This is a genomic window from Caulobacter sp. SL161 (genome assembly GCF_026672375.1).
Lineage (GTDB): Bacteria > Pseudomonadota > Alphaproteobacteria > Caulobacterales > Caulobacteraceae > Caulobacter.
The window spans coordinates 81,104-102,486 of sequence record NZ_JAPPRA010000001.1; the positions used below are offsets into that span (position 1 = coordinate 81,104).

The window sequence follows — 21,383 nt, forward strand, 5'->3', positions numbered from 1 at the left end:
TAAACCCGATTTATCCGGCGACCAAACAGAGCCTGACGCAAACCGTGAACGACTGGACGCTGCCGCCCTACAAGTTCGAAGACGGGAAGAGCCCCGGAGAGCCGCCAAAGCCTGGTCAGGCTTCGGCGAGCGATGGCGTCTCGCACGATCCCTGGGCGCCGCAGGGCCATGATCCTTTCCGCCTGTCTAGCGACGCCGCGACACCTCCTCCGCCGCCTGAACCGCCGCCGGAGGAGCCTTTCCGCGCCGACCTCAAGCACGCTGCGGCCAAGAAGAAAGCCCGCAAGTGGGGCTGGGTGTGGGGCACGCTGCTGGTCGGCTTCCTGCTCGCCGTCCTGAGCGTCGCCGCCGGCGGCGCCTATGTCTGGTTCAAGTACCTGAAGGACACCCCCGCCCTGCCCTCGCGCGAGGCGCTGTTCGCGGTGAACCGGGCGCCGGGCATTCGCTTCGAGGACCGCAACGGGCAGGTCATCGCCACCCGGGGTCCGCGCTATGGCCAGCGCATCACCCTGGGCACGGTGCCCAACTATGTGCCGATGGCGTTCCTGGCGGCCGAGGACCGGCGCTTCTACCAGCACGGCGCCATCGACGTGCAGGGCATCGCCCGGGCGGCCTGGATCAACTGGCGCGCGGGCAAGACCCGCCAGGGCGCCTCGACCCTGACCCAGCAATTGGCCAAGGGCCTGTTCCTGACCCCCGATCGCGTGGTCAAACGCAAGCTGCAGGAGATGCTGCTGGCCTACAAGCTGGAGCAGATCCTCACCAAGGACGAGATCCTCGAGCTCTATCTGAACCGCATCTATTTCGGCGCGGGCACCTATGGGATCGACGGCGCGTCCCAGACCTATTTCGGCAAGCCCGCCAGCCAGCTCACCCTGTCGGAAGCGGCCCTGCTGGCCAGCCTGCCCAAGGCCCCGTCGCGCCTGGCCCTGACCCGCGACATGGAGCGCGCCCTGGCCCGTTCGCGCCTGATCCTGGCGAACATGCGCAAGGAAGGCTGGATCACGCCCGAGCAGGAAAGCCGCGCGCTCGACGACACCCCCCGCCTGTCGCCGATGGCGCTGCAGGACGAGGGCGACTACGGCTGGGTGCTCGACTACGCCACCGCCGAGGCGGTGAAGATCGCCGGTCAGAATGCGCCCGACCTCGTGGTGCGCCTGACGATCGACCCCTTGCTCCAGAGTGAGGGCGCCGAGGTCGTGCGCCAGACCATGGCCACCGAAACCACCCGCTCAGGCGCCAGCCAGGCGGCCCTCTTGTCGCTGTCGGCCGATGGGGCCATCCGCGCCATGGTCGGCGGGACCGACTATTCGGAAAGCCCGTTCAACCGCGCCGTCCAGGCCAAGCGCCAGCCCGGCTCGACCTTCAAGCCGTTCGTCTACGCCGCCGCCGTCGAGAAGGGCGTGCTGCCGACCGACATGCGGGTCGACGAGCCCGTCAAGTTCGGGACGTGGGAGCCAGAGAACTACAGCGGCGGCTATCGCGGCCCGATGACCGTCGAAGACGCCCTGGTCACCTCGATCAACACGGTCGCCGTCAAGCTGGGCCAGGAAGTCGGCGGTCCGGCGATCGGCGACCTCGTCCGCCGCTTCGGCATCACCAGCCTGCCGCCCTCGCCCGACCTGTCGGTGGCGCTGGGCTCGTATGAGGTGAACCTCTTGCAGATCACCTCGGGTTTCCAAGTGTTCCAGCAAGGCGGGCTCCGGATCGAGCCCTATGTGATCGAGTCGATCACCACCCAGGGCGGGCAACAGATCTTCCAGCACCAGCCGCCGCAGGGCGAGCGTCGCGTCTATGACGTCGCGCACGCCAGCATGATGGTGAAGATGATGAAGAAGGTGGTCACCCAAGGCACCGCCCAGCGCGCCGCCTTCGGTCGCCCGGTCGCGGGCAAGACCGGCACCAGCCAGAACTGGCGCGACGCCTGGTTCGTCGGCTTCACAACCGACTATGTGACCGGCGTCTGGGTCGGAAACGACGACGAAAAGCCGATGAACAAGGTGGTCGGCGGCGACATTCCCGCCAGCATCTGGCGTCGCTTCATGATGAGCGCGCATCAGACCCTGGCCGTCCGCGATTTCGACTGGCTGCTGCCCGATCCGGTGCCGCAGAGCGAACCGGATCCGCGCAACGGCTTCTACGAAACCTTGTCCGCCGAGTTCTCGCGCGCGGCCTCGGAACTGGAGGCGACGACGCCCGTCGCGCCCGCGCCGGGTCAGCCCGCGCCGGACAACCTGCCTTACTAGAGGGTGGCGGGCTTCAGCGCCCGCTCCACCGCCGCCATGGCGTGAAGGGTCGTCGTATCGAACACCGGAACCGGGCTATCCGCCTGCGAGACCAGCAACATGATCTCGGTGCAGCCCAGGATGATCGCCTGCGCGCCCCGGTCCGCCAGCCGCGCGATCACCGCCCTGTAGGCTTCGCGCGAGGCGTCCAGAACGCGACCCGCGACCAGTTCCTCATAGATGATCCGGTGAACGGTCGCGCGGTCGTCCGCATCCGGCGTCAGGATGGAAAGGCCGTGCTTCTTCTCAAGACGCCCCCGATAGAACTCGTGCTCCATCGTAAAGGCCGTGCCCAGCAGGCCCACCGTGGAGAGACCCGCCGTCTTGATCGCCTCGCCGGTCGGATCGGCGATGTGCAGCAGCGGGATATGCACCGCCGCCTCGATCTCGTCGGCCTCGCGATGCATGGTGTTGGTGCAGAGAACCAGGAAGTCCGCACCACCCGCCTCCAGCGCCCGCGCCGCGTCGGCCAGGCGTCGCGACAGCTCAGGCCAGCGGCCCGCGTGCTGCAGCGCCTCGATCTCGGCGAAGTCGAACGACCACATCAGGGTCCGCGCCGAGGCCACCCCGCCCAACCGCGCGCGCACCGCCTCATTGATCAGTCGATAGTACTGGGCCGAGCTTTCCCAGCTCATCCCGCCGATCAGTCCGATCAGGGCTTGTTCGCTCATCGCGCGCTCCGCGTCATCCGTGCGCAGCGCTCTAGCAGCCCGACGCGCGCTAAAGAACCTCTCGCCGCGCCAGATGAATAATCGCCGCGATCAAGGCGATCAGACCAAGGCCGCCGCCGAGGGCCAAGGCCGTCTCGATGCGCCAAGCGTCGCGCGCCATCATGTTGACCGGCATCTGCCAGGGGAAGAACACGCCCTGTTTGGCCGAGGTCGCAACCACGGAAAAGAAGGTCCCGCCGATGCCGAGCGCCAGCGCCGGCACGAAGCTGGCGAACCGTAAGGCGGTCCACAGCTGGATGGCGATCATCAGCGTGGCCGCCGCCAGAACCTTGGCCAGCAACAGCGCGTGCTTGGTCAGTTCTGGTGCGCCCGCCGGCATGACGACCGGCTTGATCGTTCCCGCCAGGGTGACCGCGCCCCAGGTGAAGATCAGGTTGAGCACGCTCATCGCCGCCACGAGCCCGACCACACAGACGGCCTTGGCGGCGTAGAGCTTCCATCGCGCCACCGGCAGGGCGCGCAGATGGTCCCAACTGCGCGGGGCGTGCTCCATTTGAGCCACCAGGGCGGTGAGGGCCGTCACGCTCATCGGCAGCATGAAGAAGGCCCACACTGTCCCCGACATCTGCAGGCACATCTCCCACGGCGGGGCCTTCTTGCCGCGTAGCAGGTTGAAGAACAGGAAGATGGCGATCAGCGTCGGCGCGGCGATGGCCAGCAGAGCCGCCAACGAGCGATTGAGCTTGCGGAGTTCGACAGACAGGACGGCGAGCATCAGGTGGCCTCGGCTTGCGACGAACGGGATGCGGCCACGCCGCGATAGATGTCTTCAAGAGAGCGGGGCTTGGGCCCGACGGCGAACACCGGCGCGCCGCCCGCGACCAGCACGCGGACGAGCTCGGCGGCGGCCTGGTCGAGGTCCTGGCCAGGCCGCAGCGCCACGGAAAGACCGCCTTCGAAAGCGACCGGCGAATAGCCGCTGGCCAGCAGCGCTTGAACAGCGCGCGCGTCATCGCCCGTCCGCAGCAGAATCTCCGGCGCCAGATCGGCCTTCAGCCGTGAAAGCTCGCCCTCAAGAACCAATCGACCGTCATTGACCACACCGACATGGGTCGCGGTCTGCTCGATCTCGCCCAGCAGGTGGCTGGACAGCAGGACGGTCGCGCCCGTGCGGTCTGGCAGGCTTCTGAGGAACCGGCGCATGTCGGCGATGCCGTCGGGATCGAGGCCATTGGTCGGCTCGTCCAGCACCAGGATCGGCGGCGCGCCCAGCATGGCCCGCGCCAGACCCAGGCGCTGGCGCATACCCAGCGAATAGCCCCCCACTTTGCGATCGGCGTCTGCGGTCATCTCCACGACCTCCAGCACGCGATCGATCTCGGTGTTGCGTAGGCCAATGAGCGTAGCGGTCAGCCCGAGGTTCTCTCGGCCCGTCAGATTGCCATAGAAGCCGTGCGCCTCCAGCAGCGCCCCGACCTGCCGAGCCGCGCCGATGCGGTCGCGCGAGACGTCGATCCCGTTGACCCTCACCGTCCCTGCGCTGGGGCGGATCAGGCCGAGGATCATTTTCAAGGTCGTGGTCTTGCCCGCGCCGTTGCGGCCCAGGAAGCCATAGACCGCTCGCTCCGGGACGGTCATCGACAGATCATCGACGGCACGGCGTTGGCCAAAGCGACGGGAAAGCCCTTGGGTCTCGATAGCGGCGGACATCGGCGGCGCTCACGAAATTTAAGTCAGAGATAAAGTTGCGGAGCTGTGATCTTTAAGTCAAGATTAAAGACGAGGCAGACTCCAGACCCGACAGCCGACCATGAGCCAGACCGAAATCCTCGCCTTCCGCCGCCGCTGCCGCCAGTTCCGGTGGCTGGCGATGTTCATGGTGATCAGCGTCGGCCTGCTGGTTGCGCTGATGGCCTGGGTGTTCCCGCTGCTGCTGGTGTTGCTCAAGGACGCACCCTGGCGTCCGAGCGCTATGCTCGCGGCGACGATCTGGAACCTGCCGATCGCGTGCTATCTGTTCGCTGTGTGGACCATAGGCCAGACGCTGGGCGAACTCGCCAACGGCCGGCTTATCCAGGCCGCGCTGCCGCCCGCCCTGCGTCGGGTCGGACTGGCCCTGGGCGCCGGAGGCCTGACCAGCGTCTTCGTCGTCACCAACCTGATGCGGTTTCTGGGACAGGCCAAGGGCGGCTATCTGCACTTCGACGTGGCCGGCATGACCCTGGGCATGATCGGCGGCGCACTGTTCCTGCTGGGGCGCGTCATGGATCAGGCCCTGGCGGCGCAGGCTGAACTCGACGAGATGATCTGATGCCCGTCCGCGTCACCCTGGACGCCCTGATCGTGGCCAAGGGCCTGAAGGCCCGCGACCTGGCGGCCGAGGTCGGTCTCAGCGAAACCCAGCTGTCGCTGTTCCGCTCAGGCAAGGTGAAGGGCATCCGCTTCCGCACCCTGGCCCGCCTCTGCGCGGCCCTGGACTGCAAGCCCGGCGATCTTCTGGACTATGACTTCGACGCCGACGACCTGAACGGCCCGGATGAGGCGGACTAGTCCCGCAGCGGCCGCAGCCGATTGACGTGGCCCATCTTGCGGCCGGCGCGCGCTTCGCCCTTGCCGTAGAGGTGCACACGGGTCTCGGGTTCGGCGGCCAGCTTCCTCCAGGCGTCGACATCAGCGCCCAAGAGATTGGTCATCTCGACGTGATGATGCGGCTCCGTCGGGCCCAAGGGCCAGCCGGCGACGGCGCGGATGTGCTGCTCGAACTGGTCGACCTCGCAGCCGTCCTGGGTCCAGTGGCCGGTGTTGTGAACGCGCGGCGCGAACTCGTTGACCAGCAGCTTGCCGCCCGAAAGCTCGAACAGCTCCACGCCGATGACGCCCACATAGTCGAGGGCGGTGAGGATCTTGGCCACGATGGACTCGGCCTGATCGCGCGTCGCGGGCGTGATCTTGGCCGGCGCGACGGTGCGGCGCAGGACGCCGCCCTCGTGGTGGTTCTCCGACACCGGATAGCAGGCGATCTCGCCGTCACGGCCGCGCGCGGCGATGACGGACAGCTCACGCCCGAAGTCGGCGGGGGCCTCCAGGATCGCCGGCTGGCGGCCGATCTTGTCAAAGGCCGCCTCGGCGTCGCTGGCCTTCTGGATCCAGGCCTGCCCCTTGCCGTCATAGCCCTCGCGGCGGGTCTTGAGCAGGGACGGCGCACCGATGCGGGCCACGGCCTCGGCCAGGCTCTGGCTGTCGTTCACGGCGGCGAAGGCCACGGTGGGCACGCCGATCTCGGCCATGAACGTTTTTTCGGCCACACGGTCCTGGGCGGCGGCCAGCGCCTTGGCGCCCGGCGAGACCATGGCCCCCAAAGCCGTCAGCTCCGAGACGGTGTCGGCGGGGACGTTTTCGAACTCGTAGGTGACGACGTCGCAGGCTTCGGCGAGGCGCTTCAGCGCCCAGCGGTCGTCATAGGCGGCGATGATCTGGCTGGCGGCGACACGACCGGCCGGCGAGCCCTCTTCCGGGTCCTGGATCACGACATCGAAGCCGAGGCGCGCGGCGGCCAGGGCCAGCATGCGCCCCAGCTGTCCCCCGCCGAGGACGCCGATGGTGGAACCGGGAACCAGGGGGAACGAAGCCATTGGGATCAGTCCTCGACGCTTTCGGCGACGCTGTCGGTCTGGGCGGCGCGGAAGGCCGCCAGGCGTCCAGCCAGCGCTGTATCGGACAGGGCCAGGATCTGGGCCGCGAGCAGTCCGGCGTTCTTGGCGCCGGCCTCGCCGATCGCCAGGGTGGCGACCGGAACGCCCCCCGGCATCTGGACGATCGAAAGCAGGCTATCGAGGCCCGAAAGCGCCTTCGATTGCACGGGCACGCCCAGCACAGGCAGGTTGGTCATCGAGGCCGCCATGCCCGGCAAGTGCGCCGCGCCGCCGGCGCCGGCGATGATCACCTTGTAGCCCGCCTTCTCGGCGCCCGTGGCGAAGTCGAACAGCCGCTGGGGGGTACGGTGCGCCGAGACCACCTTGGCCTCCCAGGCGACGCCCAGATTGTCCAGCGCGTCGGCGGCGCCCTTCATGGTCGGCCAGTCCGAGCGACTGCCCATGATGATGGCGACGGGAGGCGTGGTCGAAGGCATCGGCGTCGTCCCTTGAACTCGGCGGCGGCGGATGAAAGCCGCCCCGTATGCGGGCCGCCCTCGGTGCGCAAGCCCAAAACGACACAAGAGCGTTCAAGTTGAGCGTCGCAAGCCTGCTCGATGACCCGCTCAGGCATCCATCCCCTGCGACTCTTCGGCGCCCCGATTGCGCCGAACGCCGTTCCCGTTAACCATGGCAGAGCTGTGCAATTCGATTCCCCCGTAAGGCCATGAAAATCTCAGGCGCCCGGACCGAACCCTTCGCCGCCATCCGCAAGCGTGCGTTGGCCCGCGCCGGCGCGCAGGTCGCCGCGCGCGAAGTGTCCGCGCCTGATAGCGCCGCCTTCCTGGGCCTGACCGAGGCCGACCTGACACCCAAGGTTGTCGAAGCCCTTCAGACGCTCATGGGCGAGATCGAGGACCTGCGAAACGAGGTCTCGGTGCTGAAGCTGCGGCTGAACGAGGCGCAGGGACTGGCGGACATGGACGTCCTGACGCCGGTTCTGAACCGGCGGGCGTTCTTGCGCGAGTTGAAGCGCGTCGCCGCCTTCGCCCAACGCTACGGTTCGCCGGCCAGCGTGGTCTTCTTCGACCTGGACGGCTTCAAGAGCGTCAACGACCGCTTCGGCCACGCCGCCGGCGACGAAGCCCTCAAGGCCGTCGCCAAGCGGTTGCAGGCCAATGTGCGCGAAAGCGACATCGTCGGTCGTATGGGGGGTGACGAGTTCGCCGTGCTGCTGGCGCAGGCTGACAAGGAAACGGCCTTGGCCAAGGCTCAGAGTCTGGCCGAAGCTGTCCGAGCAGAACCCGTGGAGTTCGGCGAATGGTCGGCTCCGCTGCACATCTCGTTCGGCGTGCGCGAAATTGAGCCTGGGTCCGATCCGGAAGAAGCCCTGGCCGAAGCGGATGCGGCGATGTTCCTGCGCAAGCGCAGGAGCGCTTGATCGCCCCAGGCCGCCACCCATGGCGCCCAGCCATGGGCACGACAACCGCGAGTTATGCGACCTTATCGCACGGGGACTCATTCTGCGTCGCCGCGCTAAAGAACTTCATTCTTTGTTAAGTATGAGCGCGGGACCCTAGGGCATGCAGCGCATCCTGATCGCCGAAGACGATCCGGTTCTGTCGATGATCTACGAGATCACGCTGACGGAAGCTGGATTCGACGTCCTGCTCTGCAGCGACGGCCAAGAGGCGTTTGAGGCGCTGTCGACCTTCGGCCCCGATCTGGTGATCACCGACTACACCATGCCGCGCTTGAGCGGCGGCGACCTGATCAGGGCTGTCCGCCGCACGCTGCCTGGCGCGGTCACCCTGATGGCCTCGGCGGTGGATCCGCGCCTTTTGAAGGATGACCAGCATGCGGATGCGCGGCTGGAAAAGCCGATCACCCCTGGACGTCTTCTGCAGACGGTGCGCGCGCTGGAAAGCCGCGACGCAGCGTGACGGAACTTTAAGCTGACCCCGACCGCTTCGCGCCCCTAGGGTGTGACGCGTTTCTGGGGAGCTCACCATGACCAGCGCTCGCTCATCGGCGGTTCTGGCCGCCTTGGCGCTGACCTGCGCCTGGACGGTGGACGTCCAGGCGGCCGCGTCCAGACCGAACCTCAACGTCTATCACCTTGCGCCCGTGCTGGAGGACGGGAAGGTTCGCGCCGTTTCGGTGACGATCGCCTTGCCCGCCGACGCCGATGGCGAGACCCGTTTGCGATTGCCCGCCGAATGGGGCGGCGGTGAGCGTCTTTGGCGATTTCTACAGGACCCCGCCGTGACGGGTGGTCAGCTTTCGAAGTCCGACGAAAAGACGTGGGTGATCACCTCCAGGCCCCGGGCGCCGCTCACGGTTCGCTATCGGGTGGTCAGCGCCTATGACGGTCCGCCACCGCCGGACGGCCCTAGCTATGGCCAGCCCATCATTGGCCCGGACGGCTTCTACCTGATCGGCCATACGATCTTCGCGACCCCTGAGGGCCGAGACACCGACCAGGCCCGGTTCGCCTGGGACGCCGCCGGCTCGTCACTGCGGCTGGCCACGGACCTGTCGCCGCTCGAGACCGCGCCCGCGTCGATCGAACGCCTCGGACCCAGCGTCCTGATGGCCTACCCTGATCTGGTCGAGGCGCGCCGAGACGTCGGCGGCGCGCCGCTGACCGTAGCCATGCGCGGACAGTTCAGTTTCACAGCCGAGGCGTTCGCGGATATGGCGGCGCGATCGATCGGCGCCGTTCGCGCCTTCTGGGGCGACGGCAAAGCGCCGTTTCTGATCACCCTCGCCGGCCAGTCGGCGCCGCAAGGCTGGACCTCCTATCGCGGCACAGGGCTGGACGACGCCTTTGCGGTGATCTCCACCCAGAACACCAAGCTCGAGGACTACCGGCTCTTTCTGACGCACGAGTACCTCCACACCTGGAACGCGGCGCGACTTGGCGGCGCCATAGAGGGACCGCGGGAGCCGGCCGGCTACTGGTTCAGCGAGGGCTTCACCGACTACTACGCCCGCCGACTGGCGCTCCGCTCGGGTCTCGTGGATCTGGAAACCTTCGCCGCCGCCTGGAACGAAGCGCTGGAGGCCTATGCGACGTCATCGGCGATCGGCGCGAACAACGACCAGATCATCGCCAGGTTCTGGAGCGACAAGGCCTTACAGAAGCTGCCCTATCAACGCGGCGCGCAACTTGCCGTGCTGATGGATGGCAGGCTGAAGGCCAAGGGCGGGCTGGACCGCGTCATGCTGGCCATGCGCGATCAGGCGGCCAGACAGCGGGGCGCCAACCGCCGCATTCCTGCGCCAGAGGCCCTGGTCCCTGTCGCCCGAAACCTGACCGGCGTCGACCTGACACCCGAAATCGATCGCTTCGTCACGCGGGGCGAGCGGATCCTGCTGCCACCCGGCGCTTTCGGCGGCTGCCTGACGGTCGAGACCCTGACACGACCCACCTACTGGCTGGGCCTCGATCTCACCGAGACCGGCAAGGGTCGGATGATCGCCGGTGTCGATCCGGCTGGGCCGGCCTACGCGGCGGGCCTTCGCAACGGCATGAAGTATCTTGGTCGACAGGGCGGCAAGCCGGGCGACAGCACCGTCGAGATCGGCCTGGCGATCGAGGAGAACGGCAAGCCCCGGCTGGTCCGGTTCCTGCCCAAGGGGCCGGGCGAGGTCACCGTGCAACGCATCAAGGTTCCGACGACGCTTACGCCCGACGCGCGAGCCGCCTGCGCGAAAGCCGTCGCCGGCTAGAGGGCTCTCATCAGGCGATGATGTCTGGCGTCAGCAGGTCTTCCAGACGGCCGATTTCATCTTTCAGGGCCAGCTTCTTCCGCTTCAGACGCGCGATCTGCAGCATGTCAGGCTGAAAGCGCTCTTCCAGCGCGCGGATCGAGTCGTCGAGGTCCTTGTGGTCCTCGCGCAGGTCGGCGAGGCGACGTTCGATCGCGATGTCGGTATCTTCCGACGGATCATCGTCGTTCATGGACGTCATCTCGATAGGGCCCCTTTGAGGGTCATAGATAGCAAAGGCTGACGGGCGGTAAAGGCGCTCAGCCGCGCGCCGTCTGCAGCGCCTGGGCCAGTCTCTCCAAAGCCGCGCGGCGAGGCGGATCGCCGGAAGCTTCCGCGGCGGCCACGAGGCCCTCGACAAGGCTCGCAGGAGCCGTCGGCGGCCCCGCAAGCGCCTCAAGGCTCTCCATCAGCACCCGCTCGCCCTGGAGCTCCACGGCCTTTACGGCGTCGCGGAAGGCTTCCTTGCCGATCTCGTCGACGGGGGGCCTCGGCGGCTTCAGCGCGCGTCGCACGCCGCGCAAGGGCGCGCCGACATCCCTGTCCCAGCCGCGCATCACGCCGGCGGCGATTTTCAAGTCAGCCGCCCTGCCCTGCTCCGCCATCCAGGCGGCCCAGAGCAGGTAGGGCACGTTCTGGCCGTGGGCGTCCTGCAGATGCAGGCACGCCTCTGCGACAGGTTGACGCGCATAGGCGTCCAGCGCCCAGTCCCAAAGCCCCTTGTCCGCGCCCACGACGTTAACCTTCCGCCTTGCCGGTGATGGTCTCCAAGTCCTCGCCCCATCGCTTGACGGGTCGCCAGGAGAGGCCAAAAAGATCGAGCACCCGCCCCACGGACTGGTCGACCATCTCCTCGATCGATGACGGCTTGGCGTAGAACGCCGGCAGCGGCGGCGCGATCACCGCGCCCATCTCGGCCAGGCTGGTCATGGTGCGCAGGTGGCCCAGATGGAACGGCGTCTCGCGCACCATCAGCACCAGGGTCCGGCGCTCCTTCAAGACCACGTCGGCCGCGCGGGTCAGCAGCGAAGACGTTACGCCCGTTGCGATTTCGCTCATCGTACGGACAGAACAGGGCGCAACGAGCATGCCCAGCGTGCGGAAAGAACCCGACGCGATCGCGGCGCCGACATCCGCCGCACGATGCACGACATCGGCCTTGGCGTTCACGTCCGAAACCGAAAGCCCGGTCTCCTGGGCCAGGGTCAAGGCGGCGGACTTGGACATCACAAGATGACTCTCGACGCCCAGATCCCGGCAGGCGTCGAGCGCACGAAGCCCATAGGCCACGCCGGAAGCGCCCGTTATGCCCACCACAAGTCGCGAGCGATCAGCGTTTTTCGAACCGTCCGACATGGTGAATTTTCGTCCGTCTTGGGAGCAAGCCGCGCCACGTCAAGCGGGGCCGATTGCAATCATATGTGATCTGACAGCGCCGCACAGCGGGTGTTCACTTTCGTCTCCACCAGCAAGGAGCCGAGAGCCATGGCCATCGAATCCCGTATCCGCGAGCTTGGGTCCCGTCACGAGAACCTCGACCGCAAGATCCAGGAGGAGACCAATCGACCCGGTAGCGACGGAACGGCGCTCAGGGAGCTTAAGCGGCGGAAACTTCGACTGAAGGAAGAGATCGAGGGCCTCAAGGCTCGAATGCACTAGCTGCTAGAGGCAGCCGAAAAACGAGAGGCCCCGTTCCGGCAAGGAACGGGGCCTCTGCTTTTTCTGCGACGCGCCGAGGCTTAGTCCTCGTCTTCCTCGTCGACATAGCCCGTGGACTTGCCGAACACGTCCTCGGCCTTGAGATCGCCGCGGGGCGCGCGGAAGTCTTCTTCCTCTTCCTCGACCTCCGGCTCGAACTGACCGGCTTCCGAAGCCGGACGCAGGGTCGGGTCTTCCGGAACAATGCCCTTCTTCAAGTCGTCCTTGGCCTTCTTCTCGGCGGCCTTCTTGACGAGAGCGTCGAGTTCCAGCTGACCAACCAGGCCCAGGGTCACCGGATCGACCGGCTTGATGTTGGCGGCGTTCCAATGCGTACGGGCGCGAACCTGCTCGATCGTGGCCTTGGTGGTGCCCAGGATCTTCGAGATCTGGGCGTCGGTCACTTCGGGGTGGTGACGCAGGAACCAGGCGATGGCGTCCGGACGGTCCTGGCGGCGCGACACGGGCGTGTAGCGCGGGGCCTTCTTGGCCGGCTTCAGCAGCTCGGCGTGACGGCTGACCTGGGCCTTCATGCGGTAGTCGGGATTGGCCTGGGCCTTGTCCAGCTCTTCGCGGGTCAGCTGGCCGTTGCCGATCGGGTCGGCGCCGCGGATGTCGCGCGCCACTTCGCCATCGGCGATGCCCCGCACTTCCAGCGGGTGCAGGCCGCAGAAATCCGCGATCTGCTCGAAGCTGAGCGAGGTGTTGTCCACCAACCAGACGGCGGTCGCCTTGGGCATCAGGATGTCGGACATGCGGTCCTCCAGAAATGACGGCGCCCGGCCTTTCGGCCGGGCGGGTTGTTGGTGAACGCTATAATGCGGTTCTGGAAAAAAGGGAACGGGGGACCATGCGGGTCTTGCCTGTTCTACCGAGCGGACCGGGACTTCAGGATGTCGGCGGACTGTGGAACAGCACCCAGACCCTCCCGATGCTCAAAGGTGCTCTTCTTCCTTCCAGTTCATGACGACGTCGCGCACACGGGGAACATAGACCATCCCTGCCGCGAGCAATGGCCCGCCGATCACCCCCGCCGCTAGCGCGGCCTCGGGCGAACCTCCACTGCGCGCCACGACGTAGAAGCATGCGGGAGCGAAGACGGCGGCCAGAACCATCCAACCACGCCCCTTATTCGACGTTACGAGCAGCACCATCCACCCCGCCATCATGCCAAGGGCGATCAGAAGGATGACGATGCCGTCGTACCAGCGCACGCTAGCTCACACCACCAGCACTACCTTGCCGACGTGCTCGCCAGCCTCAAGGTGCGCGTGGGCCTTGGCCGCGTCGGCCAGCGGGAAGGTCGCATCGACGATCGGCTTCAGCTTGCCCGCCGCCACCCACGGCCAGACGACGCGCTCGACCTCGGCGGCCAGGCGCGCCTTTTCGTCGCCCGAGCGGGGGCGCAGGGTCGAGCCGGTGATCACCGCCCGCTTCTGCATGATCTTCATCACCGGGACCTCCAGCGTCGAGCCGCCCAGGCTGGCGATGTAGACGATGCGGCCGCCGGTGTTCAGAGCGTCGAGGTTCTTCTCGAAATAGCTGGCCCCGACCATGTCGAGGATCACGTCCGCGCCGCCGGCCGCCTTCACCACCTCGGCGAAGTCCTCGGTCTTGGCGTCGACGGCGATGTCGGCGCCCAGCGCCAGCGCCTTGGCCTTCTTGTCGGCGCCGCGGCCGGTGGCGATGACCTTGGCGCCGGCGGCCTTGGCCATGGCGATCGCAGTTGTTCCGATTCCGGACGTTCCACCATGAACCAAAAGAGTCTCGCCCGCTTTCAGCGCGCCGTGCTCGAAGACATTGGCGAAGACCGTGAACACCGTCTCGGGCAAAGCGGCGGCCTGGATCAGGTCCAGATCGCCCGGAATCGGCAAGGCGTGCCGCGCGTCCACCACGGCGTACTCGGCGTAACCCCCGCCGCCCAACAGAGCGCAGACCTCGTCTCCCGCCTTCCAGCGCCCTGCGCCCACCACAACCTCGCCGGCCACCTCCAGGCCCAAGGTCGCGGGAGCGCCCGGCGGCGGCGGGTAAAAGCCCATGCGCTGCAGGAGGTCGGGACGGTTCACGCCGGCCGCCGCCACCTTGATCAGGATCTCGCCGGGTCCCGGCGTGGGACGATCCAGCGGCGTTGCGTGCAGCGCCTGCGCGGGCCCCTTGCCGCCTTCGATCGCGATCGCCGTCATCGTCTCGGCCATACCGGGCTCCTTCGTGGTGCTTGCCTTGCGGCCTAGGTAGGCGTCAGATGTCTGACGGAAAAGGGAGAAAAGCCCATGTTCGAGGAGCCTGCGGAAGCCCGCGCCTTCAGCGGACGCGCTTTGAACGAGGCGACCCACGAGGACCTGGAAGTCTACGGCGTCGCGGAACTGGAGGAGCGCATCGCGGCCTTGCAGGCCGAGATCGAACGCACCAAAGCCCAACTGGCCAAGAAAAAGGCGGGTCGCGATGCGGCCAATGCGCTGTTTGGTCGCCTGGACTAACGGTTCCTTTAAGGTTTCGGTGAGGTTACTGGCGGCTTAAGGCGGCTTTCGCCTTGAGGGGTTTGTAGGTCGGTTCGAAAGGGCGGGTCGCGAAACGGGACGGTTGGCTCTGGCACGGGCGTTGCAGTTCAGTCGCCAAGCGAGACGTCCTCGCGGCCTTTCGAAGGGGCATTGAGTAGCTATGACCGAAGTGAACGCGTTCGCGGACACGCCTTGGCGCGCTGGAGTGATCCAGGATTTCGCGCGATCGGAACTGTTCGACCGGACGTTCGAGGAAGGCATGCAGCTGGTCGAAGAGACCGCCGCCTATCTCGACGGGGCCGGACGCCATGACAGCAAGGTCCTCTCTCGCAACGCCGCCCTGGGCTACGCCACTGAAAGCATGCGCCTGACCACGCGCCTGATGCAGGTCGCCTCCTGGCTTTTGGTGCAGCGCGCCGTACGTGAAGGGGAGATGCCGCCGGAAGCCGCCTGCGCTGAGGCCTATCGCCTGGCCGAAGAGGCGCCGGCCGATGGTCCGGCCGTCGAGGAACTGCCGTTTGGCCTGATGAACCTGCTGCAGCGCTCCGAGCGCCTGTACGAGCGCGTCCGCCACCTGGACCGCCGCATGTATGTCGAGTCGCCGAACGAAGAAGCGCCGCGTCCGGTTCAGAACCAGCTCGATCGCTTGGCGGCGGCGTTCGGGGGCTAGAGCCTGTCTGGTTTAGATGAAACCATCTAAACCAGATAAACAGACTCCAAAATCAAACACTTAGCCCCCCCTACTTGCCGAACCGCATCCGGGCCAGCGCGGAGACCATCTCGCTGGCCAGGTCCATCGGCTTCAGGCCCGCCTTCCACTTTTCGAACGCCATCACGTTGTCGATGCGCGCGTCCAGGTGCGACAGCGCCGAGGCGCGGCCAGACGCCATGTCGACGGCGAGGGTGGAGATCAGGATCCCCGACAGGATCGCCCGCTTGGAGTAGTGGTTCTCGTCGGTGGCGGTGTCGCCGGCCCAGCGCCAGATGGCGTCCGCCGATTCCCAGGTGAGCCGCAACGCCAGCGCCAGGTTGGTCGGAAACGCCAGGAAGGCCGCCAGGGGCCGCAGCACGTCGGCGTTCTCCTGCGCCGCGTCGAGCCGCGCCACCACGCCTTCACGGATTCGCTGGCGGATTTTCAGAGCCGCGACATCAAAGGTCTGCAGGCGCGCCAAAGCGGCCGCGTCATGGCGTCGCGACAACAGGGCGGCGAGGTCCCGCGCGCCCTCAGGCAGCAGCAGCTGGCCTTCAGCCTCGGAAAGTCCCGCCGCAGACAGGGCGCGGCTGACGAGTCCGCTGTTCCAGCCGGCCTTGGGCGCGAGGCGCAAGGCCTCGTCCAGAACGCGCTGTTCAGCCTGATCGGCCCAGTTTGCGCCAGCTTGATCGGAAGCTTGGCCGGAGGTGTCGACGGTTTCGCTCATGAATCCGAGTCTACACCGTGGTTTAGGCCGCGTCGCGCATGGACAGCGGCCGTTGGCTCTGCTATCAGCCCCGCCTCATCGCCTGGAAGCACCCCTTCCGGGGCACTGGTTTTATTCGCCCGCCCGGCCCCTCAAGAGGGACTTGGGAATTTTGGTCGGGCTGTCGAATGGAGAGATACCCCTGGTCCAGATTTTCGTCCGCGACAACAACGTCGATCAGGCCCTGAAGGCTCTGAAGAAGAAGATGCAACGCGAAGGCTCGTTCCGCGAAATGAAGCGGCACGTGCACTATGAAAAGCCGTCGGAAAAGCGCGCGCGCCAAAAGGCCGAAGCCGTCCGTCGCGCTCGCAAGCTGGCCCGCAAGCGCGCTCAGCGCGAAGGCCTGCTGCCGATGCCGAAGAAGCCGGGCCGGTAAGACCCGCTCTTCTTCACATCGCTGAAGATTTCGAAGGCCGCGCGGCGATCCGCGCGGCCTTCGTCGTTTTTGGACCTACCCCGCCTGCTTGCGGGCGATCCGGCCGATCAGGGTCTTAAGGTCGATCTTCCCGGTCGCCAGCGCGCCGACGTGGAAGGCGCGGGTCGAGAACGCCACCAGCGCGACGGTCGTTGCGATCATCAAGACCGTGGTGCCGATGATCTGGATCAGCGGCGGGTCTCCGGCGATCCGCACCGGCATCAGGAACGGCGTGAAAGGCGGGATCCAGGACAGGGTCGAGAGAATCGGCGAGTCCGGCGAGCGGATCGCCTGGCTCATGAAGATGATCGGGATCGACATCACCAGGATGATGGGCCCAAGCAGGGTCTGGGCGTCGCGCTGTGTCTCGCAGAACGCACCGACGCCGGCGAAAAGCGCGGCGTACATCAGGTAGCCGCCGACGAGGTAAACGCCGAAATAGAGCAGCAGGCCCTTGCCCAGCAGCACGGCGACGAGATCGCCGGCAAGGCCCGGCGCGAAGTTGATCAAGGCCACCCAGCCCGCCATCGCCCAGACGCCCATGACCGTAAGGGTCAGCCCGGCGACCCCCAGGATCTTGCCGCCCATGATCTCGGGCACCGAGGCCGAGGACAGCAGGACCTCCAGGATCTTGCTCGATTTCTCCTCGATCACGCTGTTCAGCAGGATGCTTGCCCCGGTCATGACCATCGACCACAGCAGGAAGCCGGCGGCGAGGCCCACAAAGGTCGGCAGGCGATCCCGCAGCGCGACCTTCGCGCCGGAGGCGGCCTTGGGCGAGAGGCTGTTGAAGGCAGGCTTCAGGGCGTCGGCTTCGCTCAGGGTCTGCGCCGAAACGCCGGCTCGGGCCAGGGCTCGCTCGCGCATGATCTCACTGACGGTCTGCCGCAGATCGCCCTCCAGCACCGGCGCAGCGAGGTTGCGGCTCCAAAGATCCAGGGTCACGTCCGCGTCCCGGCCGCTGACGATCAGCACCGAATCCAGGCGTTTCTCGGCGACCTCACGGCGGGCGATCGCGCCGGCTTCGACCGGGGTCTTGGCGGCCAGGGCCTGGGCCGGAGGCGGCAGCACGATCGCGTCGACCTTGGGCTCCTTGAAGCGCGCGGCGGCTGTCGGATTGAAGCGCGCCAGGGCTTCGCGCCCTGCGGCCTCCCCGCCTTCAAGCTGCGCCTTCCGGACCGCTTCCTGCGCCTCGGGTCCCGCCGCCGATAGCGCCGCCGCGCGAAGGGCTCGCGAAGTGGCGCGATCCTGGTCCTCGGCCATGGCCTTGGCGATGGCGGGCGCGAACGCCTGATCGGTCAGATCAATAATGGCCAGCCGCTCGGGCTTGGCCGACTTCATCATCATCAGCGGCGCGGTGCTGCTGATCCCCATGACCAGCGGCAAGGCGATGATCGACAGCCAGAAGCCGACCGTGCGGACATAGGCCAGGTACTCCCGGCGCGCGATCTTCAGCAGACGGCTCATGCCTGGCCTCCCGTCAGCACAATGAAGGCGTCATGCAGGGTGGGCTCCTTGAGCTCGAACCGCCTGAGCGAAAGATCACGGGCGAAAGCCGCCTTGAGCGCATCCTGCCCGGTGCTCGATTCCGGCAACCGCACCACATGACGCCACCCGCCCTCCGGCAGGGGCTCCGACGTCATCTCGCCAAGACCGGGCAAGGCGGCCACTTCCTCGGCGGAGAGGTCGCCTTCCAGCACCAGCGCCCGTGGCGCGGCGCGTCTCGCGGTGACGACATCGCCGTCGAACACCTTCTGTCCGCGCGCCATCAAGACGACCTTGTCGCAGAGCCGCTCGGCGTGCTGCATCACGTGGGTCGAGAACAGCACGGTGGCGCCGCGCGCCGCGATCTCGCGGATCATCGTCTCCAGCGCCTGCTGGTTGACCGGGTCCAGTCCCGAGAAGGGCTCATCCAGCACGACCAGTTCCGGTTCGTGCGCCAGCGCCGACAGAAGCTGGACCTTCTGGGCCATGCCCTTGGAGAGATCCTTGATCGGCCGCTTCATCGCAAAGCCCAGGCCCTGAGCTTCCAGCAGGGCTACGGCCCGCTTGCGACCTTCGGCTTCGGGAACGCCCTTCAAGCCGGCGAAGAAGGCGATGGCGTCGATCGGCGTCATACGCTTGTAGAGGCCGCGCTCCTCAGGGAGAAAGCCGATCCGGTCGCGAACCTTTGTCGCGTCCTCGGCGCCCAGCACCGATATCCGCCCTGCGGAGGGCGGCAGCAGGCCCAGGATCATGCGGAGCGTGGATGTTTTGCCCGCGCCGTTGGGTCCCAGGAAACCCGTGATCCGCCCGGCGGGGACCTTGAAGCTGACATTCCGCACGGCATGGAAGTCATCGTAGGTCTTGCTGACCCCTTCCAGGGTGACGGCGCTGACCATGAGACGGCTCCCGAATCGCTCCTACGCTCTGGTTGTATCAGCCCTTTTGGCGAGCGTCGGCCACGAAGGCGATGGCTCGGACGATGCGGTCGGCGAAGCGTCGCCCGATCAGCAACTGGTGCGTCGCCGCCTCCACATGGTCGACATAGCCATGGGTCGCGCGGCGAGCGGGGGCGGCCTGCATCTCCTTTCGGAGTTCACGGCCAGCGACCGGCCCAGCGGTCACCACCGCGATCGGCCAGTTGGGGTCGAACTGCGGCTGGGCGGCGGCCTGGGCCGAGGCCTCGGCCCACAGGCCCACCTCCTCGGCGGCCGTGCGGTTATGACGGCCGTCGGCGAAGGCCCAGCTCTTCTCGGCCTTGGCCGCCGGCGGCAGATCGATCTTGTCGCCGAGGCGCGTGTGGATCAGCGGCTTGTACAGCCCGATCGAAGCGCCGAAAGCGGCCCACTTCGACACGCGGGCGAAGGTCTTGATGAAGCCCTGCATCGACGGATTGAGCGCCGCTTCAGGCGTCGCCGCATCGACCAGAACCAGACCCGCAATCTTGTCGGGGTGACGGCCGGCGTACTCGCGCAGGCGCAGGCCGGCCATCGAGTGTCCGACCAGGACGTAGGGACCCGGTTCGCCGGACGCGGCCACCAGTTTCTCGAAGTCGGAGACGATGGCCAGGCCATCTCGAGGACCAGGACCTTTCGGAGAAAAGCCCATGCCGGCGCGGTCATAGGCGCACGATCGCCAGCCTTCGGCCGCGAGCGCCTCCTGCGCTGCGCCCCAGTCAGCGGCGAAGCCAAACGCACCAGCTTCGAGCCAGACGACCGGTCGATCGCTGCTGGGCCCCTCACAAACCAGGCGCAGCACGCGCCCCGGCTCGATCTCGACCATCTTGCCGCGAATTTTCGGGGCGCCCGTCGCGCTCATCACGCCGCCCGCCGCGATGTAGAAGATGAGGACAAGGGCAAGGCCCGCGACGCCACGACCGACAAACTGGATCATGGCGTTCAATGTAATGGCGGTTGGCGAACGGTCGAGACCGTCGATGGCCGGTTTCGAATTTTAAATGGCGGCTTCCGCCGAACTCAGCGCCGTCGAGGCGGCGGGCGCCGGAACTGTGGACACCGGAATGGCCGCCTTGGCCCGTCCGGTCTTCAACCGCGCCAACTGAACCTTCTCCTTGCCGGGCTTGGTCACGCCAGGCGGCCAGCGCGAGACCGTCGCCTTGTGGACTTTTCGCGAGACGCGGCCGGCCGCACGCAAGGGCAGATCATCGGCCTCGGCGAAGGTTCGCCCCAGGAAGAAGCTGGGATTGAGCGGCTTGTCGCCCTTCCGGATCTCGAAATGAAGATGCGAGCCCGAGGACCGTCCGGAATTGCCGACGAAGGCGACAATGTCGCCTCGCCGCAGATAGGCGCCGCGCTTCACGTCGCGGGCGGAACGGGCCAGATGGGCGTACAGGGTCGACAGACCGCCCTTGTGCACCACAAGGACATAGCGGCCATAGGTGGCGCTGACCCCGGTGGCCTTTACGACGCCAGGGGCCGCGACCTTCACGGCTGCGCCGGCGGGCGCTGCGATATCAACGCCCTGGTGGAGCCGACCGCTTTCCTCCCACGGCATCTGTCTCAGGCCGAAGGGCGAATTGATGACCCGCCCCGGCAAGGGTGCGTCAAAGACGAAGGCCGGGGGCGGCGCCTGGACCTCGGGCTCCGGCGCGGGTTGCGCCACCGTAGGGGTCGCCGGGCTGGTCGGCGCGCGCACAATCCACTCGCTCATCGCGACCGCGCCGTTCAACGCGGTCGCCATCGCGGCAATACCCAGCATCGAGAAGAGCGCGACGCGCAAGTGCTGCGGCGATAGCGCCAAGCTCCTAGAGATCAAAAACCACTTCCTCTTCGACGCCCGGTCAGTCGCCAGGACCGCGTCTGGACGGTTTTGCTCTCATACTTGACCTTTCGGGATGGTGAATCGACGGCGTGCATGAATGTCGCATCGGGGCGGAACGGAGCGTCGATTAACCCTTTACAAACCATACACTCAAACGACCAAAGCAATATGGTCGCAAAAACTTCAAACATTACAGACTGTTTAGAATATTAAACGCCCGTAATTCTCTTAATTACGCGTCATGACTGAGGTGTAACGAGACTTCGCGAGAACCCGAATGTATCCAATATTCATCGGCGCAGCGAACAGCGCCCAACCAGAGGGATACTTCAAATGCGCAAGTTCATCATGAGCCTGACCACCGTCGCCACCCTGAGCCTCGCCGCCGTGCCGGTCCTGGGCCTGACGCAAGCCGCCAACGCCTCCGAGAGCGACCCGCGCGTGAGCATTGCAGTGTCGGACCTGAACCTGTCGAACCCCGCCCAGGCCGCCTTGTTCAAGGCCCGCGTCCAGCAAGCCGGCGAGACGCTCTGCCGCGCGAAGCTGCGCAACAACACCCTGGATATGTCGTTCGGCCAGTGCCGTATGGAAGTCCAACGCGAAGCCGAGCGCCAACTGTCCAAGCCCCAGCGCCAGGCCCTGATCCAGGCAAAGCGGGCCACGACGGTCGAGCTCGCCGCGCAGTGATCG

27 protein-coding genes are annotated in these 21,383 nt (G+C 66.7%); 11 read left to right on the forward strand and 16 right to left on the reverse strand.

From position 1 onward, the window contains the following. The first annotated feature begins 44 nt into the window (after positions 1-44). A complete protein-coding gene (gene pbpC / locus OVA11_RS00435) occupies positions 45-2,246 on the forward strand; it encodes a multimodular transpeptidase-transglycosylase PbpC (protein ID WP_268065543.1) in 2,202 nt (733 codons plus the stop codon). Here pbpC and OVA11_RS00440 read toward each other — a convergent pair. The 3 genes from OVA11_RS00440 to OVA11_RS00450 are packed head-to-tail and all read right to left on the reverse strand — an operon-like array spanning position 2,243 to position 4,666. After that, positions 2,243-2,956, reverse strand: a complete 714-nt coding sequence (locus tag OVA11_RS00440) for an aspartate/glutamate racemase family protein (RefSeq protein WP_268065544.1) — start codon at positions 2,954-2,956, stop codon at positions 2,243-2,245. The two genes, pbpC and OVA11_RS00440, sit on opposite strands and share 4 nt — an antisense overlap. Positions 2,957-3,005: 49 nt before the next feature. Next, positions 3,006-3,731 (reverse strand): ABC transporter permease, encoded by a 726-nt coding sequence (locus OVA11_RS00445; RefSeq protein WP_268065545.1) that lies wholly within the window; start codon positions 3,729-3,731, stop codon positions 3,006-3,008. Further along, a complete protein-coding gene (locus tag OVA11_RS00450; protein ID WP_268065546.1) occupies positions 3,731-4,666 on the reverse strand; it encodes an ABC transporter ATP-binding protein in 936 nt (311 codons plus the stop codon). Before OVA11_RS00450 ends, OVA11_RS00445 begins: the two co-directional genes overlap by 1 nt. A gap of 100 nt (positions 4,667-4,766) precedes the next feature. Here OVA11_RS00450 and OVA11_RS00455 point away from each other — a divergent pair, with 100 nt between their 5' ends. Further along, complete coding sequence (locus OVA11_RS00455; RefSeq protein ID WP_268065547.1) at positions 4,767-5,267, forward strand: DUF2975 domain-containing protein; 501 nt, start codon at positions 4,767-4,769, stop codon at positions 5,265-5,267. Further along, positions 5,267-5,506, forward strand: a complete 240-nt coding sequence (locus OVA11_RS00460) for a helix-turn-helix domain-containing protein (RefSeq protein ID WP_268065548.1) — start codon at positions 5,267-5,269, stop codon at positions 5,504-5,506. Before OVA11_RS00455 ends, OVA11_RS00460 begins: the two co-directional genes overlap by 1 nt. Here the strand turns inward: OVA11_RS00460 and OVA11_RS00465 are convergent. Further along, positions 5,503-6,588 (reverse strand): 5-(carboxyamino)imidazole ribonucleotide synthase, encoded by a 1,086-nt coding sequence (locus tag OVA11_RS00465; protein ID WP_268065549.1) that lies wholly within the window; start codon positions 6,586-6,588, stop codon positions 5,503-5,505. The two genes, OVA11_RS00460 and OVA11_RS00465, sit on opposite strands and share 4 nt — an antisense overlap. 5 nt (positions 6,589-6,593) lie before the next feature. Continuing rightward, a complete protein-coding gene (purE, locus tag OVA11_RS00470) occupies positions 6,594-7,085 on the reverse strand; it encodes a 5-(carboxyamino)imidazole ribonucleotide mutase (RefSeq protein WP_268065550.1) in 492 nt (163 codons plus the stop codon). A 230-nt stretch (positions 7,086-7,315) separates the two neighbouring features. On the opposite strand from purE, the gene OVA11_RS00475 reads away from it, so the two are divergent. The 3 genes from OVA11_RS00475 (at position 7,316) to OVA11_RS00485 (ending at position 10,323) form a co-directional block, all read left to right on the forward strand. Beyond that, the gene (locus OVA11_RS00475; protein WP_268065551.1) at positions 7,316-8,029 is read left to right on the forward strand and encodes a GGDEF domain-containing protein; all 714 of its coding nucleotides are present in this window, start codon (positions 7,316-7,318) and stop codon (positions 8,027-8,029) included. Between the two features lie 142 nt (positions 8,030-8,171). Next, positions 8,172-8,531 (forward strand): response regulator, encoded by a 360-nt coding sequence (locus tag OVA11_RS00480; RefSeq protein ID WP_268065552.1) that lies wholly within the window; start codon positions 8,172-8,174, stop codon positions 8,529-8,531. Between the two features lie 67 nt (positions 8,532-8,598). After that, the gene (locus OVA11_RS00485) at positions 8,599-10,323 is read left to right on the forward strand and encodes a M61 family metallopeptidase (protein WP_268065553.1); all 1,725 of its coding nucleotides are present in this window, start codon (positions 8,599-8,601) and stop codon (positions 10,321-10,323) included. Between the two features lie 10 nt (positions 10,324-10,333). Here OVA11_RS00485 and OVA11_RS00490 read toward each other — a convergent pair whose 3' ends face one another. From OVA11_RS00490 to OVA11_RS00500, 3 genes are read right to left on the reverse strand one after another with little or no spacing between them, the layout of a single operon-like run. Beyond that, positions 10,334-10,564, reverse strand: a complete 231-nt coding sequence (locus tag OVA11_RS00490) for a YdcH family protein (RefSeq protein WP_024265933.1) — start codon at positions 10,562-10,564, stop codon at positions 10,334-10,336. Between the two features lie 58 nt (positions 10,565-10,622). Then, positions 10,623-11,174: a TIGR02444 family protein gene (locus tag OVA11_RS00495; protein ID WP_268065554.1), complete on the reverse strand. Its 552-nt coding sequence runs from the start codon at positions 11,172-11,174 to the stop codon at positions 10,623-10,625. Further along, positions 11,101-11,718, reverse strand: a complete 618-nt coding sequence (locus tag OVA11_RS00500; protein ID WP_268065555.1) for a UbiX family flavin prenyltransferase — start codon at positions 11,716-11,718, stop codon at positions 11,101-11,103. Before OVA11_RS00500 ends, OVA11_RS00495 begins: the two co-directional genes overlap by 74 nt. Positions 11,719-11,847: 129 nt before the next feature. Between OVA11_RS00500 and OVA11_RS00505 the strand changes: the two genes are divergently transcribed. Next, positions 11,848-12,021 (forward strand): YdcH family protein, encoded by a 174-nt coding sequence (locus OVA11_RS00505; protein ID WP_024265934.1) that lies wholly within the window; start codon positions 11,848-11,850, stop codon positions 12,019-12,021. Positions 12,022-12,101: 80 nt separating this feature from the next. Here the strand turns inward: OVA11_RS00505 and OVA11_RS00510 are convergent, their stop codons facing one another. From OVA11_RS00510 to OVA11_RS00520, 3 genes are all read right to left on the reverse strand, one after another. Then, on the reverse strand, positions 12,102-12,815 hold the full coding sequence (locus OVA11_RS00510; RefSeq protein ID WP_268065556.1) for a DUF1013 domain-containing protein: 714 nt from the start codon (positions 12,813-12,815) through the stop codon (positions 12,102-12,104). A gap of 180 nt (positions 12,816-12,995) precedes the next feature. Continuing rightward, positions 12,996-13,274, reverse strand: a complete 279-nt coding sequence (locus OVA11_RS00515) for a hypothetical protein (protein WP_268065557.1) — start codon at positions 13,272-13,274, stop codon at positions 12,996-12,998. A gap of 6 nt (positions 13,275-13,280) precedes the next feature. Next, positions 13,281-14,255 (reverse strand): NAD(P)H-quinone oxidoreductase, encoded by a 975-nt coding sequence (locus tag OVA11_RS00520; protein ID WP_268065558.1) that lies wholly within the window; start codon positions 14,253-14,255, stop codon positions 13,281-13,283. A 75-nt stretch (positions 14,256-14,330) separates the two neighbouring features. Here OVA11_RS00520 and OVA11_RS00525 point away from each other — a divergent pair, with 75 nt between their 5' ends. Both OVA11_RS00525 and rcdA read left to right on the forward strand, forming a co-directional pair. Next, positions 14,331-14,537: a DUF1192 domain-containing protein gene (locus OVA11_RS00525; protein ID WP_096034369.1), complete on the forward strand. Its 207-nt coding sequence runs from the start codon at positions 14,331-14,333 to the stop codon at positions 14,535-14,537. Positions 14,538-14,718: 181 nt separating this feature from the next. Continuing rightward, the gene (rcdA, locus tag OVA11_RS00530; protein ID WP_268065559.1) at positions 14,719-15,228 is read left to right on the forward strand and encodes a protease adaptor protein RcdA; all 510 of its coding nucleotides are present in this window, start codon (positions 14,719-14,721) and stop codon (positions 15,226-15,228) included. A 70-nt stretch (positions 15,229-15,298) separates the two neighbouring features. Here the strand turns inward: rcdA and OVA11_RS00535 are convergent, their stop codons facing one another. After that, positions 15,299-15,976, reverse strand: a complete 678-nt coding sequence (locus tag OVA11_RS00535) for a COQ9 family protein (protein ID WP_268065560.1) — start codon at positions 15,974-15,976, stop codon at positions 15,299-15,301. Between the two features lie 181 nt (positions 15,977-16,157). On the opposite strand from OVA11_RS00535, the gene rpsU reads away from it, so the two are divergent. Further along, a complete protein-coding gene (rpsU, locus tag OVA11_RS00540; protein WP_024265935.1) occupies positions 16,158-16,391 on the forward strand; it encodes a 30S ribosomal protein S21 in 234 nt (77 codons plus the stop codon). Between the two features lie 75 nt (positions 16,392-16,466). On the opposite strand, the gene OVA11_RS00545 is transcribed toward rpsU, so the two are convergent. The 4 genes from OVA11_RS00545 to OVA11_RS00560 are packed head-to-tail and all read right to left on the reverse strand — an operon-like array spanning position 16,467 to position 20,630. After that, positions 16,467-17,897 carry an ABC transporter permease gene (locus tag OVA11_RS00545; RefSeq protein ID WP_268065561.1) on the reverse strand — a complete coding sequence of 477 codons (1,431 nt, stop codon included), beginning with the start codon at positions 17,895-17,897 and terminating at the stop codon, positions 16,467-16,469. Beyond that, positions 17,894-18,811 carry an ABC transporter ATP-binding protein gene (locus OVA11_RS00550; RefSeq protein ID WP_268065562.1) on the reverse strand — a complete coding sequence of 306 codons (918 nt, stop codon included), beginning with the start codon at positions 18,809-18,811 and terminating at the stop codon, positions 17,894-17,896. The genes OVA11_RS00545 and OVA11_RS00550 overlap by 4 nt, the downstream gene beginning before the upstream one ends. A gap of 37 nt (positions 18,812-18,848) precedes the next feature. After that, positions 18,849-19,805, reverse strand: coding sequence for an alpha/beta fold hydrolase (locus OVA11_RS00555; RefSeq protein ID WP_268065563.1), 957 nt, complete (start codon positions 19,803-19,805; stop codon positions 18,849-18,851). A 60-nt stretch (positions 19,806-19,865) separates the two neighbouring features. Further along, positions 19,866-20,630, reverse strand: a complete 765-nt coding sequence (locus OVA11_RS00560; RefSeq protein ID WP_268065564.1) for a M23 family metallopeptidase — start codon at positions 20,628-20,630, stop codon at positions 19,866-19,868. Between the two features lie 396 nt (positions 20,631-21,026). Here OVA11_RS00560 and OVA11_RS00565 point away from each other — a divergent pair, with 396 nt between their 5' ends. Further along, entirely contained in the window at positions 21,027-21,380 is a 354-nt protein-coding gene (locus tag OVA11_RS00565) for a UrcA family protein (protein WP_268065565.1), read from the forward strand. Positions 21,381-21,383: the final 3 nt, after the last annotated feature.

What these genes read in the sequence shown, in the direction of transcription:
- OVA11_RS00545 (WP_268065561.1), bottom strand. Translation starts at nt 17,897, where the DNA reads ATGAGCCGTCTGCTGAAGATCGCGCGCCGGGAGTACCTGGCCTATGTC.
- OVA11_RS00565 (WP_268065565.1), top strand. Translation starts at nt 21,027, where the DNA reads ATGCGCAAGTTCATCATGAGCCTGACCACCGTCGCCACCCTGAGCCTC.
- OVA11_RS00445 (WP_268065545.1), bottom strand. Translation starts at nt 3,731, where the DNA reads ATGCTCGCCGTCCTGTCTGTCGAACTCCGCAAGCTCAATCGCTCGTTG.
- OVA11_RS00440 (WP_268065544.1), bottom strand. Translation starts at nt 2,956, where the DNA reads ATGAGCGAACAAGCCCTGATCGGACTGATCGGCGGGATGAGCTGGGAA.
- OVA11_RS00525 (WP_096034369.1), top strand. Translation starts at nt 14,331, where the DNA reads ATGTTCGAGGAGCCTGCGGAAGCCCGCGCCTTCAGCGGACGCGCTTTG.
- OVA11_RS00475 (WP_268065551.1), top strand. Translation starts at nt 7,316, where the DNA reads ATGAAAATCTCAGGCGCCCGGACCGAACCCTTCGCCGCCATCCGCAAG.
- OVA11_RS00490 (WP_024265933.1), bottom strand. Translation starts at nt 10,564, where the DNA reads ATGACGTCCATGAACGACGATGATCCGTCGGAAGATACCGACATCGCG.
- OVA11_RS00555 (WP_268065563.1), bottom strand. Translation starts at nt 19,805, where the DNA reads ATGATCCAGTTTGTCGGTCGTGGCGTCGCGGGCCTTGCCCTTGTCCTC.
- OVA11_RS00520 (WP_268065558.1), bottom strand. Translation starts at nt 14,255, where the DNA reads ATGGCCGAGACGATGACGGCGATCGCGATCGAAGGCGGCAAGGGGCCC.
- OVA11_RS00485 (WP_268065553.1), top strand. Translation starts at nt 8,599, where the DNA reads ATGACCAGCGCTCGCTCATCGGCGGTTCTGGCCGCCTTGGCGCTGACC.
- OVA11_RS00560 (WP_268065564.1), bottom strand. Translation starts at nt 20,630, where the DNA reads ATGCTGGGTATTGCCGCGATGGCGACCGCGTTGAACGGCGCGGTCGCG.
- OVA11_RS00535 (WP_268065560.1), bottom strand. Translation starts at nt 15,976, where the DNA reads ATGAGCGAAACCGTCGACACCTCCGGCCAAGCTTCCGATCAAGCTGGC.
- OVA11_RS00460 (WP_268065548.1), top strand. Translation starts at nt 5,267, where the DNA reads ATGCCCGTCCGCGTCACCCTGGACGCCCTGATCGTGGCCAAGGGCCTG.
- OVA11_RS00455 (WP_268065547.1), top strand. Translation starts at nt 4,767, where the DNA reads ATGAGCCAGACCGAAATCCTCGCCTTCCGCCGCCGCTGCCGCCAGTTC.
- OVA11_RS00510 (WP_268065556.1), bottom strand. Translation starts at nt 12,815, where the DNA reads ATGTCCGACATCCTGATGCCCAAGGCGACCGCCGTCTGGTTGGTGGAC.
- OVA11_RS00505 (WP_024265934.1), top strand. Translation starts at nt 11,848, where the DNA reads ATGGCCATCGAATCCCGTATCCGCGAGCTTGGGTCCCGTCACGAGAAC.
- OVA11_RS00465 (WP_268065549.1), bottom strand. Translation starts at nt 6,588, where the DNA reads ATGGCTTCGTTCCCCCTGGTTCCCGGTTCCACCATCGGCGTCCTCGGC.
- OVA11_RS00450 (WP_268065546.1), bottom strand. Translation starts at nt 4,666, where the DNA reads ATGTCCGCCGCTATCGAGACCCAAGGGCTTTCCCGTCGCTTTGGCCAA.
- OVA11_RS00480 (WP_268065552.1), top strand. Translation starts at nt 8,172, where the DNA reads ATGCAGCGCATCCTGATCGCCGAAGACGATCCGGTTCTGTCGATGATC.
- OVA11_RS00550 (WP_268065562.1), bottom strand. Translation starts at nt 18,811, where the DNA reads ATGGTCAGCGCCGTCACCCTGGAAGGGGTCAGCAAGACCTACGATGAC.
- rcdA (WP_268065559.1), top strand. Translation starts at nt 14,719, where the DNA reads ATGACCGAAGTGAACGCGTTCGCGGACACGCCTTGGCGCGCTGGAGTG.
- purE (WP_268065550.1), bottom strand. Translation starts at nt 7,085, where the DNA reads ATGCCTTCGACCACGCCTCCCGTCGCCATCATCATGGGCAGTCGCTCG.
- OVA11_RS00500 (WP_268065555.1), bottom strand. Translation starts at nt 11,718, where the DNA reads ATGTCGGACGGTTCGAAAAACGCTGATCGCTCGCGACTTGTGGTGGGC.